The organism is Wandonia sp. (assembly GCF_984588085.1).
In genome coordinates, this window is the sequence record NZ_CFIGVI010000003.1 from 44,697 (window position 1) to 57,366 (window position 12,670).

The 12,670-nt window shown below is 38.6% G+C and carries 15 protein-coding genes; 12 read left to right on the top strand and 3 right to left on the bottom strand.

Annotation, left to right across the window (positions count from 1 at the left end):
* Window positions 1-127 precede the first annotated feature (127 nt).
* On the top strand, window positions 128-1,348 hold the full coding sequence (locus tag AC4PL9_RS02090) for a PKD domain-containing protein (RefSeq protein ID WP_491603132.1): 1,221 nt from the start codon (window positions 128-130) through the stop codon (window positions 1,346-1,348).
* A gap of 9 nt (window positions 1,349-1,357) precedes the next feature.
* On the opposite strand, the gene AC4PL9_RS02095 is transcribed toward AC4PL9_RS02090, so the two are convergent.
* Both AC4PL9_RS02095 and AC4PL9_RS02100 read right to left on the bottom strand, forming a co-directional pair.
* A complete protein-coding gene (locus tag AC4PL9_RS02095; RefSeq protein ID WP_343787045.1) occupies window positions 1,358-1,888 on the bottom strand; it encodes a Smr/MutS family protein in 531 nt (176 codons plus the stop codon).
* Window positions 1,866-2,843, bottom strand: a complete 978-nt coding sequence (locus tag AC4PL9_RS02100) for a site-2 protease family protein (protein WP_491603133.1) — start codon at window positions 2,841-2,843, stop codon at window positions 1,866-1,868. The genes AC4PL9_RS02095 and AC4PL9_RS02100 overlap by 23 nt, the downstream gene beginning before the upstream one ends.
* A 92-nt stretch (window positions 2,844-2,935) precedes the next feature.
* Between AC4PL9_RS02100 and AC4PL9_RS02105 the strand changes: the two genes are divergently transcribed.
* Window positions 2,936-3,502 carry an ACP phosphodiesterase gene (locus tag AC4PL9_RS02105; protein WP_491603134.1) on the top strand — a complete coding sequence of 189 codons (567 nt, stop codon included), beginning with the start codon at window positions 2,936-2,938 and terminating at the stop codon, window positions 3,500-3,502.
* On the opposite strand, the gene AC4PL9_RS02110 is transcribed toward AC4PL9_RS02105, so the two are convergent.
* A complete protein-coding gene (locus AC4PL9_RS02110; protein ID WP_491603135.1) occupies window positions 3,503-4,255 on the bottom strand; it encodes a biotin--[acetyl-CoA-carboxylase] ligase in 753 nt (250 codons plus the stop codon).
* 73 nt (window positions 4,256-4,328) lie between these two features.
* Between AC4PL9_RS02110 and rsfS the strand changes: the two genes are divergently transcribed.
* The 10 genes from rsfS (at window position 4,329) to aroF (ending at window position 12,668) form a co-directional block, all read left to right on the top strand.
* Window positions 4,329-4,715 (top strand): ribosome silencing factor, encoded by a 387-nt coding sequence (gene rsfS / locus AC4PL9_RS02115; protein ID WP_343787053.1) that lies wholly within the window; start codon window positions 4,329-4,331, stop codon window positions 4,713-4,715.
* Between the two features lie 19 nt (window positions 4,716-4,734).
* Window positions 4,735-6,813 (top strand): ATP-dependent zinc metalloprotease FtsH, encoded by a 2,079-nt coding sequence (gene ftsH, locus AC4PL9_RS02120; protein WP_491603136.1) that lies wholly within the window; start codon window positions 4,735-4,737, stop codon window positions 6,811-6,813.
* Between the two features lie 92 nt (window positions 6,814-6,905).
* On the top strand, window positions 6,906-7,724 hold the full coding sequence (locus AC4PL9_RS02125; RefSeq protein ID WP_491603137.1) for a phosphatidate cytidylyltransferase: 819 nt from the start codon (window positions 6,906-6,908) through the stop codon (window positions 7,722-7,724).
* Window positions 7,725-7,757: 33 nt separating this feature from the next.
* The gene (locus tag AC4PL9_RS02130; protein WP_491603138.1) at window positions 7,758-8,420 is read left to right on the top strand and encodes a phosphatidylserine decarboxylase family protein; all 663 of its coding nucleotides are present in this window, start codon (window positions 7,758-7,760) and stop codon (window positions 8,418-8,420) included.
* Between the two features lie 47 nt (window positions 8,421-8,467).
* Entirely contained in the window at window positions 8,468-8,716 is a 249-nt protein-coding gene (locus AC4PL9_RS02135) for a hypothetical protein (protein WP_491603139.1), read from the top strand.
* A 108-nt stretch (window positions 8,717-8,824) separates the two neighbouring features.
* The gene (locus AC4PL9_RS02140; protein ID WP_491603140.1) at window positions 8,825-9,469 is read left to right on the top strand and encodes a hypothetical protein; all 645 of its coding nucleotides are present in this window, start codon (window positions 8,825-8,827) and stop codon (window positions 9,467-9,469) included.
* A 3-nt stretch (window positions 9,470-9,472) separates the two neighbouring features.
* Window positions 9,473-10,159, top strand: coding sequence for a (d)CMP kinase (cmk, locus tag AC4PL9_RS02145; protein WP_491603141.1), 687 nt, complete (start codon window positions 9,473-9,475; stop codon window positions 10,157-10,159).
* 118 nt (window positions 10,160-10,277) lie between these two features.
* A complete protein-coding gene (locus AC4PL9_RS02150; protein ID WP_491603142.1) occupies window positions 10,278-10,655 on the top strand; it encodes a hypothetical protein in 378 nt (125 codons plus the stop codon).
* Between the two features lie 8 nt (window positions 10,656-10,663).
* On the top strand, window positions 10,664-11,668 hold the full coding sequence (locus tag AC4PL9_RS02155; protein ID WP_491603143.1) for a CBS domain-containing protein: 1,005 nt from the start codon (window positions 10,664-10,666) through the stop codon (window positions 11,666-11,668).
* A 1-nt stretch (window position 11,669) separates the two neighbouring features.
* Window positions 11,670-12,668, top strand: coding sequence for a 3-deoxy-7-phosphoheptulonate synthase (gene aroF, locus AC4PL9_RS02160; protein ID WP_491603144.1), 999 nt, complete (start codon window positions 11,670-11,672; stop codon window positions 12,666-12,668).
* The last annotated feature ends 2 nt before the right edge of the window (window positions 12,669-12,670 follow it).

Sequence of the window (12,670 nt, forward strand, 5' to 3'; positions counted from 1 at the left end):
AAATAAACCGACAGTTAGCACTTTTTTCTCATTAGGATTTCAATAATTCAGGTTTCCGGAATAAAAATAATTTACAAGAACCGGCAACGTAGTAGCAGACCTCTCGTTTGTTTCCGAAAACAGAGGAATGAAGCATATTTTTACAGGACTTATACTGATTATTGTAGCTGCATCAGTAATCGGACAAACAACCCAAAAAGTACTATTTGTAGGAAATAGTTACATCAGCACAAATAATTTACCGGGGATCATTTCCAGTATGGCAGTAGCTGATGGAAATTCGTTGAGCTTTGATTCGAATACACCCGGTGGATCAACTTTGTCACAACATGCTGGCAGTACAACAACACTGAATAAGATTGAAGCTGCTGATTGGGATTTTGTCGTACTTCAGGAACAAAGTCAACGACCTTCTTTTCCTGATGGTCAGGTACAGGTTGATGTATATCCCTATGCGGAAATTCTTGTGGATAGTATCTATTCCAACAATAGTTGTTCGGTTCCACTATTCTATGCTACATGGGGACGACAGAATGGAGATCAGCAGTGGGAAGGGATCAATACGTTTGAAAAAATGAATACCCGCCTTTTCAATGCCTACACCTATATGACAGATCAGGCGAATGGCATGTTATCTCCGGTCGGAATTGGATTTGCTCATGTAAAACAAGATGAAAATGCTGTGGTAAGTTTTAATGACTTGTACGTGTCTGATGGAAGCCACCCCAGTATGAAAGGGTCATATCTGGCAGCTTGTATTTTTAATAATTTAATTTTCAATACATTTTCTTCCGGAAACGGGTTTTCTCCGACAGGTTTAACCTCGAACGAAGTAAGTTATCTTCAACAAGTCGCTGATCATGTTGTCTATACGAACGACTCGGCAAGGGTTGACTTCAGGCCTTTATCAGAAAACACGTTTACGGTCAATACAACAGGGGCCGAAATTACTTGCTCTCCGTCCATAATAAATGGAGTTTTTGAAAGTTGGGATTTTGGTGACGGACAACAATCAATGCAACAAAACGCAACACATGTATACTCCACAACGGGAACCTACGAGGTTAGTATGACGACTTCTACGGTTTGTTATTCGGACACAGTTAAAGAACAAGTAGTAATTACGACATTGGGTACAACTGAATACTACCAGAGTATTTTTACGGTTTATCCAAATCCCTCTAAGGATGGAAGTATAAGTGTAGAACTTCCTGTCGATGAAAATTATTCTGTTTACTCAGTCGGCGGAAAGGAAGTGTACAAAGGGAGAGCTGGAAAACTAGAATTACCTGAAGGTGTTTACTTTATGTATTTTAGAAATGAAATCCGGAGAGTAATTGTATTGTAATAAAAAGAGTTAATCAAGTTCTTTGAAACACAAAATAACTTCGGTTCCTCCAAAACCATTTCGTGTATAAGACATATCGTGAAATTCAGTTCCGGAAAACTGGCGTAGAAAACTATGTATTTCTCCCCTTAGGATTCCTTCTCCAACACCATGAATTACCTGTAATCGTTTAATACGCTTGTTTTTACAGTGATTAAATGCACGTTTAAAATGTTCCATCTGAAGTTGTAACATTTCATAGTTTGTCATTAGACTATGCCCGGGAAGTAGCTCCTCAATATGCAAATCAATTCTGTAAACCTGATTTTTTTGTTGCTTCTGGGATATTTTGGCTTTAGCAGGTTCTTTTTTTTCCATCAGTTTTCGCTCATCAACCGCAATTTGAGTTACGCGAAGCGGAGCCAGTGCATCGGCAGGATAAGGTCGTTCAAACCCCATGTCATCAATAAGAGAAACGTGAGTAGCGGAAAGAACTTCCTTTACTACACCACCACCCTGCTCTGTCAGAAAAACTACTTTATCTCCCGGTTTGAAACGCATCAAAAAACCAGTTTAATTCATTTGCACCAACCCAGAATACAGCTAGAGTTAGCAGTATACCGAGCAACCAAAGGGATGCAAACACAAATTTACCAACCGAAGAAAGGTCATTTTTGGAAGGGACTTCCAAAACATCGCAAATATCAGAAGCGATTAACTGATCGAGTTCGTCGTCATTAACTGCTCCCGTATTCATTATCTTTTTTACTGTTGGCGAATGTTCAACAAAAACACCTTTTATATAGAAATAGTCTTTATCTGATAAATCCTGATAATTGATCCGGTAATTAATCTCCTGTTCCTTTAGTTTACTTCTCATTTGGTACAATCGCTGATTTCCTCTTACACGGAATCCCAATAAAAAGCCAAAACCGATAAGAATCCAGTTGTCAAAATACAGTCCTATAAAGATCATTCCTAATGATGAAACGAGAGAAAATAACAGTTTTACCAAATCCTGACGCGAGATAAAAAGAACCTGCATCAATTGTCCACCATCAAGCGGGTCGATTGGCATAAGATTGAGGGTGTTAATCAACAGGAACAAAATTCCGGAATACAATACCCAAAAGGACTCGTGCTGCATTCCCCAGTAAAATAAAGCTGCACCTGCCAGAATTCCGGGTAATGGACCTGAAAGCAGTACAATAGCCCGTTCTTTTTGAGAATATAAATCTTTTTTTCCATGAACATAAGCTCCCAAAAGAGGAAGAAAGATCATCTTCAGATTTCTGTAACGAAAAAGTTTCATCGCCAGAAAATGTCCGGATTCATGCAATGTCAGTACAATTAGTATGACAGCAATGAACCTCAGATCATCCGATATAAAAGTAAAGAATGCCCAAACAAAGAGTAAAAGAGAGAATACGGTTGCTCCCAACGAATTGGTAGCCTCTCTCTCCTCCAAAACAGGTTTCGGGGGGTAATATTTCTCAAACTCTTCGGTTTCTTCCATACATGATCTCAATAGGTTTAAATCCTAATAAATGTAAAGATAAGAAATCAAACACAACCATACCAGAACTTTGTTTTGTATCTTAGTGTTTTATGAATTACCTGGGGCATTTGTATTTTTCAGGAGATAGTCATCAGTTGATGACTGGGAACTTACTTGGAGACTTCTTCAAGGGGAATAAATTCGACCATATTCCCGGTTTTCTTCACAATGGAATCCGGCTTCATCGTAAAATTGACAGCTTTATGGATAATCATCCGGCTGTAGTAGAGTTGAATAGAAAGCTCTACAAAGATTTACCTAAAGTAAGTCCTATTGCTACTGATATTGTATTTGATCATTTATTGGCAATGCGTTGGGATAACCATCACGCTGAAAAAAGGAAAGACTTTCTAAATGCTTTTTTTTCCTACGCGTTATCACGAAAAAATGAGCTTCCGGCTAATTGTTCCCTATTAATCCAACGATTATCTGACCATAAAATGATTCACAAATACGATGATCCGATCATTCTGGATAGAATTCCTGAATACATTCAAAGTAGGTTGAGTTTTCCGTCGAAAATTCATCGGACACGTGAAATATTTGAGGCACAAGAAGCACTGTTTTCGGAAGCGTTTGATAGGTATATGGAAGATGCTAAGAAAGAATTTTTGTAATCAAAAAATAAATTTCAACTCTTTCAAATCAAATATTTTACAATCTTTTTCATTAACTAAAGCTTTAATCCTTCCGTCCGGTAAAATAGCTGTGATTTGAATCTTTATTTCTTCCTGTTTCTGTATCCAAATAACGGTAACAGCTTCATCGAATCCTTTCAGAAAACCTGAATATGTTCTTTCAATCCATTCAAACGGGTACTGATGATATTGTTCAATTGTCCGTCCAATTTCCTGATAAAGTTGCATCGTAAATAATTGGACATTTTCTTTTTTTCCTGTTTCCAGAATGATGGAAGTTGCTGACACCCCTCCTTCAAATACTTCCTGATTAACATTCAAACCGATTCCTATCACAGAACTACTAATACATTCTCCCTTTAGTTGGTTTTCGATCAGAATTCCGGCAATTTTCTTCGTTTGAACATAAATATCGTTCGGCCACTTGATCTCCGCCTCAATGTTAAAATTTCTTAAAAATCGACAAGCACCAATAGCAACCAACATAGAGATTTTAAACTGTTCACGTACTTTGATATCTGTCCATGTAAGAAAAATAGATGAAGTACTGTTTAAACCTGCCAAACTCTGCCATTTTGTCCCCCTTTGTCCCCGGGCTTCCGTCTGCTTTTCCGCCAAAACGACCGTACCGGGAATTAAATCACCTGTAAGAACCTTTTTGGCAATGTAATTGTTAGTAGAATCAACAGATTCGAGTTCGATAAGTTTGACCGGAATTTGCGAATAATTCATACTTTGAGAATTGAAGTAAATTCAGCGGTAAAATTAAAATTTAATTAGCTTTGCAAGTCATTGAAAGAATAGAATGGTAAAATTACATCAGGAAATAGATTCGAAAATTCTCTGCGACGCGATCGTAGAGGGAATGCAGGAGAATAACGCCAAGGACATCACGGTTCTTGATTTGCGAAAAACACAGGGTTCGGTTACCGATTTCTTTATTATTTGTTCAGGAGATTCTTCCACACAAGTAGAAGGTATTGCCGATTCTGTTGTTCGCTTCACACGTAAAAATCTGAAAGAGAAACCCTGGCATATCGAAGGGAAAGCAAATGCTGAGTGGGTGCTTCTTGATTATGTAAACGTTGTTGCACACGTATTCTATAAAGATGTCCGGTCGTTCTATGACCTTGAGGATTTGTGGGCAGATGCCAAACGGACAGACATTGAGAACTTAGATAAATTCCAGTAACTTATTAGCAAGACACATTATGTCGAAAGAAAAGTCAAATAAAACAAACAAGCCGTCATTCAATTTTTATTGGATTTATGCAATAATCGCAGTCGGTATTATTGCGCTTCAGGTTTTTACTTCAGGGGGAAACACCCGTGAAATCTCTACAAATGATTTCTTCGAACTGGCAAAAGATGGCTATGTCGAAAAAATCATCATTATTAACAATCAGGAAGTTGAAGTCTTTATCGCTGATGATCGGTTGGAAGACCTCAAAGACCGCGATAAAAAGTACAAAAATTTATCCAAGTCTAAAGGGAGTTTCGGAGAATCTCCTCAACTGACTTTTACTCCTCCTGAGCCTAAATTCTTTATGGATCAGTTGAAAGAGGTGAATTCAGAGTTATCTGAAGCCGGTCAGGGACAAATTGACTACAAAATTGACAATCGGGTAAACTGGTTGCAGGTGCTGTTGACTTACTCCTTGCCGATCCTGTTGATTTTTGGTCTTTGGTTCTTTATGATGCGTCGTATGAGCGGAGGTGCCGGAGGTGGCGGACAGATTTTTAATATCGGGAAGTCAAAAGCACAGCTCTTCGAAAAAGGAAAAGGTACCAATGTTACGTTTAAAGACGTAGCAGGTCTAGAAGGGGCAAAAGAAGAAGTGCAGGAAATTGTAGATTTCTTGAAAAATCCAAAAAAGTATACAGAATTAGGAGCTAAAATACCTAAGGGTGCACTTTTGGTGGGCCCTCCGGGAACAGGTAAAACATTATTAGCGAAAGCTGTTGCAGGAGAGGCACAAGTTCCTTTCTTCTCCCTTTCAGGGTCTGATTTCGTAGAAATGTTTGTAGGTGTCGGAGCTTCTCGTGTTCGTGACCTTTTCAAACAGGCTAAAGAAAAAGCTCCAGCAATTATCTTTATTGATGAGATTGATGCAATTGGTCGTGCCCGTGGTAAAAATGCCAACATGGGATCAAACGATGAACGGGAAAACACATTGAACCAGCTTCTTACTGAAATGGATGGTTTCGGAACAAATTCCGGAGTGATTATTCTTGCTGCGACTAACCGTGCTGACATTCTGGATCGTGCTTTAATGCGTGCCGGGCGTTTTGACCGTCAGATTTATGTAGATATGCCGGATCTGAATGAACGTAAAGAAATTTTCCAGGTACACCTTAAACCGATTAAGCTTCAGGATAAGGTAGATATTGATTTTCTTGCAAAACAAACTCCCGGTTTCTCAGGGGCTGACATCGCTAATTTATGTAATGAAGCAGCTTTAATTGCAGCCCGGAAGAAAAAGACTGCAGTAGAACTTCAGGACTTTTTAGATGCTGTTGACCGGATTATCGGAGGACTTGAGAAGAAAAACAGAATTATCTCTAAAGAAGAGAAAAGAGCCATTGCGTTCCACGAAGCAGGACATGCTACTGTTTCCTGGTTATTGCGTTACGCACACCCTTTGGTAAAAGTAACAATTGTCCCTCGTGGGCAATCACTGGGAGCTGCCTGGTACCTTCCGGAAGAAAGAAGTATTACCAGAACTAATCAGATTCTTGATGAAATGTGTGCTGCCCTTGGAGGTCGTGCTGCGGAAGAAGTTATCTTCGGTGAGATCTCAACAGGTGCTTTGAGCGATCTTGAAAAAGTAACTAAGCAGGCATACGCAATGGTTTCTATTTATGGATTAAACGATAAGGTAGGAAACATTTCATATTATGACTCACAGGGAAGAAGCGAATATTCTTTCTCTAAACCCTATTCTGAGGATACTGCAAAGACAATTGATGAGGAGGCAAGCAAGATTATTGAAGGTCAATATAAGCGTGCAAAACAATTGTTAACCGAGAATCAGGATAAGTTGACTGCTCTTGCTGAAAAGTTACTTCAGAAAGAGGTGATCTTTAAAGAAGATCTTGTAGAAATTTTCGGTGAGCGTCCATGGGATAGTCTCGAACCGGAAGAACAATTAAAAGAAGCTGCCAAAGAAATTATTGAACAGGCAGACGAAAAGAAAGATTCTGAAGAAACCGAAAACAACTCCCCTGCTCCTTCTGAGAGTAAAAATGGATCGGAGATGGAAGAACCGGAAAAGCAACCCAAAGAATAAAAATAACAAGATATAAAAACAGAAAGCCCATCAACATTGATGGGCTTTTTTGTTTACTGATAAAAAGTATCTTTGCTGAAAGTTTATAATACATGAAAGATATTTTGGTCAGAAGTCTTACTGGAGCTGTATTTATAGCTCTTATCATTGTAGGATTAACCTGGAGCGTGTGGAGTGCTATTGCTGTAATGGGATTGTTTGCCGGTTTGGGATTAGCAGAGTTTTACAGAATCTTTCAAAAAGAAAATGAGGGACCGGAACGCTTTACAGGAATTACCGGCGGTGTTATACTTTTTTCAGGACTTTGTCTGACCTGGTTGAGTTGGCCTGATCAACGGATTATCTGGATTCCTGCTGTACTTGGAGTGCTGCCCTTTGTCGTAATGATAACAGAACTATTCCGAAGTAAAAATAATCCGATACAGAATGTTTCTCTGAGCCTTTTCAGTTGGTTCTACATAGTGTTTCCCTTGTTTGTTCTGATTTTATTACGTGGGAAAGCTAATTTTCCTTTTGAAGCCATTTTTCCTATTGGAATGCTTCTTATCGTTTGGACCAACGATACTTTTGCATTTCTGTCCGGGAAGTTTTTCGGAAAAACCCCCTTGTTTCCAAGGCTTTCACCAAAAAAAACATGGGAAGGAACTATTGGAGGTCTTCTTTTTAGCTTGTTGGCAGGTTACCTTATTTCACACTTTTCAGGCTTAGATCTTACATTTTGGCTGATAGCAGCATTGATTGTTGCACCGGCAGCAATTATCGGTGATTTATTTGAATCGATGATGAAACGCAGTCTCAACATTAAGGATTCCGGTAATATACTCCCCGGTCATGGAGGAATTCTGGATCGATTTGATGCTACATTCTTTGCTGCACCGCTTTTTTTGATTTTGCATTTTATTTATTTCTAAATTTGACACCAATACGCAAAAAAACAGTAATCTATGAAACTTCATAAAGAAGGCTTTACTATTATAATCTGGACCTGTGTCATTCTGACCATTCTGCAATTGGGTAACTTTTACCTGTTTGACAGTATTCGTCAGGGATGGTTGTTCTGGCTATTATCAGTAGGTTTTATCGTTGTAGCGATATTAGTTATCCAGTTTTTCAGAGTTCCGATTCGAAAACCGATCTTTGAGGACCATGATGTATTATGCCCTGCTGATGGAAAAGTAGTCGTTATAGAAGAAGTAGAAGAAACAGAGTACTTTCATGATAAACGTATTCAGATTTCGATATTCATGTCCCCTTTGAATGTGCATGCTAACTTTCACCCTGTTTCAGGAATTATTAAGTACGTTAAGTATCATCCCGGGAAATACCTTGTAGCCTGGCATCCGAAAAGTTCAACTGAAAATGAGAGAAGTACAATTGTTACTGAACATATCTCAGGAAAAGAAGTGTTATTTCGTCAAATTGCCGGAGCTGTTGCACGTCGGATTGTCTATTACCCGGAAGAAGGAGATCAGGTAACTTCGGGTTCTGAATTCGGTTTTATTAAATTTGGCTCAAGAATTGATGTGTTTCTTCCGATGGATGCAGAAGTGAAAGTGAAAATTGGTGATAAAGTAAAGGGAATCAAAACTCTACTGGCAACCATTTAGGAACATTTATATTAAAAAAAATCGTATATTTACAAAAAAAGAATACCATGAAAAAAGCATTTGTAGTACTTTCTTTGGCAATGTTTGTAGGTTCTATGGGAGCTACAGTTTACGCCATGAACTCAAATAACATCGAAGTTGTAAAACAAGGAGACGACGATAAAAAGAAGAAAAAGAAAAAAGGTGGATCTTGCTGTGCGGATAAGGAAAAAACGGAAGCAAAAGCATCTTGTTCAGCTAAGAAAACTGAAGGAAAAAGTTGTTGTGCATCAAAAGCTGCAGCAGAAAAAAACTAAGATAGCTTAGACTATATACTTACAGGAGTCCGGAAGAAAATCACTTCCGGACTTTTTTGTTTTCATTATATGCCTTTATTTCTCCGAAAATCTCTTTATTTTGCAATCATGATTACAGTACAATCCAAATATCTGGGACTTTTGTTTTTTGTCCTGTTTAGTTTTTCATCCTGTTCTCAGGAGTATAGTTTCGAAGGGAAACTTACGTATATAACTAATGATCCTGTTCAGCAACAAATTACTTCAGACAGCGCTGAGTATATAAATTACTATGTAAAACAAGAAAAGGTACGCGTTGAAACAAAAACGCAAATGGGAAAACAAGTCTATATTAAAGATTTTAAAAAAAACACAGCTGTCCTCCTACTCGATTTCAATGGAAAAAAGCTGGCACTTCTTCAGGATTTAAAAAAAGACACTCTTCAGAAAAATTATTCGGTAAAGAAAAATTGTAAATCTACCAAAGTAGGCCAATTTAAAGCTAAATGCCTTTCCATTTCCGGAGAACATCTGAAAGAGCCGGTTCAGGTTTATTACAGTAAATCCTATCCGGGATACATGATTGACGTGTACGATAAACAAATTCCGGGGCTTCCTTTACAGTACGATTTAATTGTTCAGGGCGATCAGGTGAATTATGAATTAGTCCGGCTGGACGAACGGGAAATAGCTGCAGAAATGTTTTCAATTCCTGAGGAATATGAGCAATTGACGATGGAAGAATTTCTTGAACAGTTATCTCCTAACAACTAGATTATGCAACCCATTACGATAGCAATTGACGGTTATTCTTCCTGTGGTAAGAGTACATTAGCCCGTGCACTGGCGAAAAAGTTGAATTATGTATTCATAGACTCAGGGGCGATGTATCGTGGTGTTACACTTTACTCCATTGAAAACGGATGTATTATAAATGGAACAGTCGATAAAGAGAAATTAACTCAAAAATTGGAGCAGATTCAACTTAGTTTTGCTTCGGTAGAAGGAGATGAAAAAAAACATCTTTTTCTGAATGGAAAGGATGTCGAAAAACAAATCCGATCGATGGAGGTTGCCGGGTATGTCTCAGAAATTGCCACCATTCGTGAAGTTCGTGAAAAGCTTGTTCAGTTACAGCGGGAAATGGGTAAAAACGGCGGCGTTGTGATGGATGGAAGGGATATTGGTTCTGTAGTTTTCCCGGATGCAGAATTGAAACTATTTGTGACGGCTTCTCCTGAAGTGCGCGCAGAAAGACGTTTTAAAGAGTTGACAGAACAAGGACGGAACGTCACGCGAGAGGAAGTTTTGACAAACCTGATGGAAAGAGATCGTATCGACACATCCAGGAAGGAAAGCCCGTTGATTCAGGTGAAGGATGCCATCGTTTTAGACAATACGAATATGACTCCGGAACAGCAACTTGAATTTGCGTTGCGGAAGGTTCATGAATTAGCGGTGTAACCCTTTTCCGGAAGCTTATTTCACTACTTTTTTTGAACAGATTGCCCCTAATATTTTGTATATTTACAACAAAAATTGTACGTAATACGTGAATAGACTTATCCAAACGTTAAAATTTTTGTTCTTCGTAGTACCTATCTTTATTTTCACTTCTTGTGTAGATGATTATGGAAAACACGTACAGGCGGATAATGTAACTATCTATTACAAAGAACCTGTTACAAAAAAACAGGCTTCTTCCCTTCTGAATTTCTGGTTGGAAAATCATTTTAACGGTGTTAAACCTCAATATATGCAACTCAGAAAAAAGAATCGAACCATTATTCTTAATATGATTCCTTCAGATACGAATCTGATGAGAGATATTCCTTTTGATGTGCAACTGGTAATGAGAGACCTGCAAAGTCGAATTGATTCGGTAGTATTTCCCGATTCACATTTTGAAATCAGGATCAGCGATAACCAGTTTAATCGTTCGGTTTCACCTTTTGAATAAAACAAACAATGAAAATATCTGCCTCCATATATTCTGATAAAAAGCGGTCTCTTGATGAAATAATCGACGATTTACAAAACCATCAGGTAGATCTTATTCATGTGGACTGTAATGATGACCTCTCTGTTTTTGAAGATATTCAACGAATCAGACAACGGACAAATACTCCGATAGATCTGCATATTATTACAGAGGAACCAGAAAAGTATTTTGACGCTTTACGAAATAATCCGGTTGAATTTGTTACGTTTCAATATGAAAATCTGACATCAAAACTGGTCATCCCTCAGGATATTAGCGGGCATAAGGGAATTGCAATAATCACCCCTACTCCTGTAGATGTATTTAACGAGTACTCTCATTTTGACTTTATTCTTATTATGGCTACCGTTCCCGGTCAGTCCGGAGGTCGTTTTGATGAAGTGAATTTCAGGAAAATCCGGGATTTTATGCGAATGTTCCCAACCAAACGAGTACATGTTGATGGAGGTGTGAATGCGGAAGTCTCTTTTATTCTTCGCAATCTGGGAGTATACAGTTCAGTTTCAGGATCTTATTTATTTAATGCGACATCAATTGGTGAGGCGCTAATGAACCTTACGCAAAGGGATATTCACTCCCAGTATAAAGTGCGAGATTTTATGCGTACCCGGGATGAATCCCCTATTGTTAAACTGGAGCAGTTGACGATGCAGCGTATTCTGGAGACGATTGAACATGGAGAACTTGGGTTCTGCATGGTTGAAAACGCTGAAGAAGAATTGATTGGAATTATTTCAAACGCCGATGTACGTAAAGGACTGTTGAAGCATATTGATGATTTCAATCAATTGGAACCTACAGAAATTATTAACCGGCATCCGGTCACAGCTCAGGATGAAATGAGCGTGAAGGATATGCTGTCATTTATACGAAGACAATCATTTCCACTGAGCTATCTTCCAATTGTCGATAGCGAACATAAAGCACGTGGAATTGTTACTTTTGTTAATCTGATTAAAGGAGAATTATAATATGATTATTGAATTAAAAGCATCTGTAAGTATTGATCAGGCCAAAGATTTGGCTCAGTCTAATAAAGCTTTTCACATTGTGGATCAGGAGAAAAACATCTTGATTACCTCTTCAGGACTTCGGGAAGTTCCAGATGCACTGGAAAGTGTAACTGAAAAGTTTTGGACGTTTAAAGACGATATACAACTGGCTTCTCGCGAATACAAAGAGCAAACGAGAAAGGTTACCATAGGTTCTGTAACCATTGGTGGTGACACGAATAATACGCTTCTTATCGGAGGTCCCTGTTCCGTTGAAAGTGAAGAACAGATTCGTCAATCCGCTGAATTGATAAAATCACTTGGATTGACAGCTTTAAGAGGCGGATGTTACAAACCGAGAACATCGCCTTATAGTTTTCAGGGATTAGGGCTTGAAGGACTGAAGTTACTGGCAAAAATGAGAGAAGAATACGGACTTACCGTAGTAACTGAGGCTCGTGATGCTACTCACATCGATGAGATTATTGAATATTCTGACGTAATTCAAATTGGTGCCAAAGCCATGTATGATCAGGGAATTCTTAGGGCTTCTTCCAAGTCTAACAAACCGGTTCTATTAAAAAGAGGTTTTGGTTCTACGTTGCAAGAGACAGTGCAGGCTGCAGAATTTATCTTGTCCGGAGGAAACAGCAATGTAGTTATTTGCGAGAGAGGGCTTCGTACTTTTGAGACAAAAACACGATTTACACTTGATCTTTGTGGGGTTTCGTATCTGAAAGAGTACACAAATTTACCTGTTATCCTTGACCCTTCTCATGCGATGGGATTTGCGTATGGTGTTCCTGATCTTGCCCGCGCATGCGTGGCAATGGGAATAGACGGTTTGTTAATTGAAACACATCCGAATCCGAAAGTTGCTAAATCAGATGCTTCTCAGCAGTTGACGCACGAAGAATTTACAGCCTTGTATGAATCACTTCAACCTGTTGCACAGGCTGTAGGTAGAAAAATGATCTAAAA

Coding starts and splice junctions, on each gene's coding strand:
- AC4PL9_RS02090 (WP_491603132.1), top strand. CDS start 128: ATGAAGCATATTTTTACAGGACTTATACTGATTATTGTAGCTGCATCA.
- AC4PL9_RS02095 (WP_343787045.1), bottom strand. CDS start 1,888: ATGCGTTTCAAACCGGGAGATAAAGTAGTTTTTCTGACAGAGCAGGGT.
- AC4PL9_RS02100 (WP_491603133.1), bottom strand. CDS start 2,843: ATGGAAGAAACCGAAGAGTTTGAGAAATATTACCCCCCGAAACCTGTT.
- AC4PL9_RS02105 (WP_491603134.1), top strand. CDS start 2,936: ATGAATTACCTGGGGCATTTGTATTTTTCAGGAGATAGTCATCAGTTG.
- AC4PL9_RS02110 (WP_491603135.1), bottom strand. CDS start 4,255: ATGAATTATTCGCAAATTCCGGTCAAACTTATCGAACTCGAATCTGTT.
- rsfS (WP_343787053.1), top strand. CDS start 4,329: ATGGTAAAATTACATCAGGAAATAGATTCGAAAATTCTCTGCGACGCG.
- ftsH (WP_491603136.1), top strand. CDS start 4,735: ATGTCGAAAGAAAAGTCAAATAAAACAAACAAGCCGTCATTCAATTTT.
- AC4PL9_RS02125 (WP_491603137.1), top strand. CDS start 6,906: ATGAAAGATATTTTGGTCAGAAGTCTTACTGGAGCTGTATTTATAGCT.
- AC4PL9_RS02130 (WP_491603138.1), top strand. CDS start 7,758: ATGAAACTTCATAAAGAAGGCTTTACTATTATAATCTGGACCTGTGTC.
- AC4PL9_RS02135 (WP_491603139.1), top strand. CDS start 8,468: ATGAAAAAAGCATTTGTAGTACTTTCTTTGGCAATGTTTGTAGGTTCT.
- AC4PL9_RS02140 (WP_491603140.1), top strand. CDS start 8,825: ATGATTACAGTACAATCCAAATATCTGGGACTTTTGTTTTTTGTCCTG.
- cmk (WP_491603141.1), top strand. CDS start 9,473: ATGCAACCCATTACGATAGCAATTGACGGTTATTCTTCCTGTGGTAAG.
- AC4PL9_RS02155 (WP_491603143.1), top strand. CDS start 10,664: ATGAAAATATCTGCCTCCATATATTCTGATAAAAAGCGGTCTCTTGAT.
- aroF (WP_491603144.1), top strand. CDS start 11,670: ATGATTATTGAATTAAAAGCATCTGTAAGTATTGATCAGGCCAAAGAT.